General features: G+C 71.7%; 1 protein-coding gene. It reads left to right on the top strand.

Annotated elements, in window-relative coordinates; translation table 11 throughout:
• The coding region (locus KBX53_RS26090; protein WP_210862158.1) for a neuraminidase-like domain-containing protein at nt 1–3,624 on the top strand (3,624 nt) is incomplete at both ends.

The following is a 3,624-nucleotide window of genomic DNA, read 5'->3' as shown; positions in this document are numbered from 1 at the left end:
GCGCCGACTTTCCCAACCTGGCCAGCCTGTTCCGGCTCGCCGACTCCAGCTACTGCGAACCGTGCCGCAGTGTGCACAGCGCCGCCGCGTACCTGGTGGACGTCCTTCAGTTCCTCGGCAACCGGCTGGTCACCGACGCCGACACGCCGGGTCCGGCTACCAAGGTCGCCCGGGACGTGTTGTACGGCCGCCGGCCGGACCTCGGTGACCTGGATCTGAGCTGTGACAACACCGACCTCCCGCTGCCCTACCTGGACGTGGTGTGTGAGCTGCTGGAGGAGGCGGTGGCGCCGGACGCCGGTCTGGCGTTCGCCGGCCCGCTGAGCGGCGGCGTCGAGCCGGTGGAGGCGCCGTCGCCCGGGCTGCTGAGCCAGTTGCAGGGCCTGGGTTGGCCGTTCACCGTTCGGTCCCTGGTGTATGAGCCGGACCTGGCCGGGGCCCGCGTGGTACGGGACACCGGCGTGGTGGCCAAGGCGACCCCGGACGGGTCCGGTGGGTGGTTGGTGCGCCGACTGCGCCAGAGCACCGGCACTGCGGCGGAGTTGGCGGCCGCGCCGCAGTACGTGAACGGTGCCGCCTACACAGTGCTGGCCGGCAGCCGGTACGCGTTCACCCTGCCGTTCGACCTGGCGCACGAGGAGACCCGCAGCTACTTCGCCCAGTTCGAGATCCCCCGGGCCGATCTGATGCGGGCGCTGCGGCGGCCGATCGGCCCGAGCGACGAGGCCATCGCTGCCGAGGAACTGGGGATCAGCGAAGCGCAGCGGAACCTGGTGGTGAATGCCGACCCGGGTGCGCAGGACGACATCTGGAACACCGCGCCGCTCGGCGCTCTGGGCGGCATCGCCCGGGTGGACAATTTCCTTCCTCGGGCGCGCCTGGACTATCGGGAGCTGACCGAACTGCTGGCGTTGGCCTGGGTCAATCCCGGGAACGTCATGTTCGTCAAGCACCTGGACACCGGGTCCGATCTCAGCGCGAAGCGGATCCAGCAGCTCACCGACGCGCGCCTGGACCGGATCCACCGGTTCCTGCGCCTGCTGCGCGCGCCGGCCTGCACCGGCTGGACGCCGCAGCTGCTGGACCGGGCGATCCGGGCCGACGCGCTGGGCGGTGGCGCACTGGACGACGACTTCCTGGTCACGGTGGCGGCGCTGCACCGGCTGGCGGCGCGGCTCGGGCTGCCGTTGCCAGTGCTGGTCGACCTGTTCGCGCCGCTGGACGAGTCGCGCTACGCCGAGGTGTTCCGCAACGCGGCCAACGGCCCGGTCCTCGCGGCGTTCGAGCCGGCCAACGTGCTCGCCAACGAGCAGGCGGAGCTGACCACACCCGGCTCGGGTGCTCCGCTGTCGGCGCACGAGGCGTACCTGGCGACCTGCCTGGGTGCCACGACGGCGGACACCGCGCTGCTGGTGGCCGACCTGCCGGCCCCGGCGATCGTCAGCAACGCCAACCTGCACGCGGTGTACGCCGGCACGCTGCTGGCCCGGGCGCTGGGGCTCACCGCCGCCGAGTACCTGATCATGAAGGATCTGATCGGGTCGGATCCGCTCACCGCACCGGCCACCGCGCTGGTCTTCGTCGAGCGGTTCGACGCCGCCCGGGCCGGCACCGGCATCCGCCCGGCGGATCTGCGCTACCTGCTCCGGCACGAAGCCGACGACCTGGCCGTGCGGGACCTGCCGGACGAGACGTTGACGGCGGTGCTCACCGGGTTGCAGGCCGCCTACCAGAGCGCGTACGCGAGCACCCGGCCCGCTGTCGACCCGGCGGCGCCGCCCGAGGAGAACCTGCCGGGGATGCGGGCCCTGCTGGCCACCGTGCCCGGAATGACCGAGGCGGACCTGGCCGGCTTCGTGTCCGTCGTGGACGGCAGTTGGACCGATGCGGCGGTTACCCCGGCGCAGTTCGTCGACGCGAAGCTCGCCGCCCTGGTGGACACCACACCGATAACGGCGGCGATCGTGGCCAACCCCACCGAGGCCCAGCAGACCACGCTGCTGCTGACCATCACCACGGCGCTGTCCAGCTACGCGTACACCCGTACCAAGCAGGAGCTGGCGACGACGGCGGTGGCCGACACCTTCGGGTTCTCGGCGGACGCCGCCACCACGGTGCTGGCCGGTGCGGAGCTGACCCGGCCGCTGCTCGCGGTCCTCACCGACGACGCGCTGGTGGACATGGTGAACGAGCCGCCGGCGCCGCCGGCGGTCACCCCGGCCGGGTTCGACGAGCAGTACCGGGCCCTGCGCCTGCTGCACGTGCTGAGCCGGCTCGTCGACCACCTGACGGTGCCCGACGCCGACCTCGGTTGGCTGCTGACGAACGCCGCGTCGCTCGGCTGGCTGGCCCCGGACCGGGTGCCCTACCAGACCGGCCGGCCACCGGCCCCGTTGGCCGACTGGATCCGGTTGGCCGCCGGGGTCGAGCTGGCCCGTGCCTACCCGCCGGTGGCGAACCCGCTGGACGCGGCCGCGCCGTGGACGGTGTACGGGCTGTTCGACCTGGTCCTGGTGGCCGGCACCACCGCCGCGCAGGTCCACACCCATCTGGCGCAGCTCGGTGGTTGGGACGTCACCACGCTGGCCGACCTGGACACCCACCTCGAACTGTCGGCGGCGAACCTCACCGCGTACCGGTCGCCGGTGACGGTCCAGCGGTTGGCCGAGGCGCTCACAGTGCTACGCCGGCTGGGCCTGCCGGTAGCGGCGGCGGTGCCGCTGGGCCAGCCGGCCACCACCGCGGCGGGCGTGGCCACCATGCGGCAGGCCCTGAAGGCGCGGTACGCCGAGGCCGAGTGGCTCGGGGTGCTCCAGGGTGTGCAGGACCGGCTGCGGGTGGCCAAGCGCGACGCGCTGGTCGCGTACCTGCTGGCCGAGAACCCGGCGCTGCGCGACACCAACGACCTGTACGACAACTTCCTCATCGACGTCGAGATGGGCGCCTGCATGGCGACGTCGCGCATCGTGCAGGCGCACGCCACAGTGCAACTGTTCGTGCAGCGCTGCCTGTTGGGACTGGAACCGGACAGCGTCGCGGCGGTCACCGAGGACCCGGGTTGGGAGCAGTGGGACTGGATGGCCAACTATCGGGTGTGGGAGGCCAACCGGAAGATCTTCCTGTACCCGGAGAACTGGATCCAGCCGGAGCTGCGCGACGACAAGTCGGAGCTGTTCAGCGAGCTGGACGACCAGTTGCAGCAGGACGAGCTGACCGACCTGGCGGTGGAGAACGCCACCATCGCGTACCTGGAGAAGTTGGACGACCTGGCACACCTGGACGTGATGGCCTGCTACTACCAGCACGACAGGCATCTCCTGCACGTGTTCGCCCGCACCCGGGGCGGCGACCCGGCGGTGTACTACCACCGGCAGTTCGAGCGGGAGCGGTACTGGACGCCGTGGCGGCGGGTGCCGCTGGACATCGCGGGCGACCACCTGCTCGCCTTCGACCGCAACAGTCGGCTCACACTGGCCTGGCCGGTCTTCACCGAGGAGACGGACACCTCGCAGACCTCCCAGATTCCGGACCCGGACGGCATCCCGCCGGGCGGCACGGAGACGGATCGGCCGCGCCGGCGGTGGCGGATCCAGTTGGCCATCGGTGAGCGGGCACAGGATCGCT

Source organism: Micromonospora sp. M51 (genome assembly GCF_018070305.1).
GTDB lineage: Bacteria > Actinomycetota > Actinomycetes > Mycobacteriales > Micromonosporaceae > Micromonospora > Micromonospora parva.
This window is presented reverse-complemented; position numbering and strand designations above follow the sequence as displayed.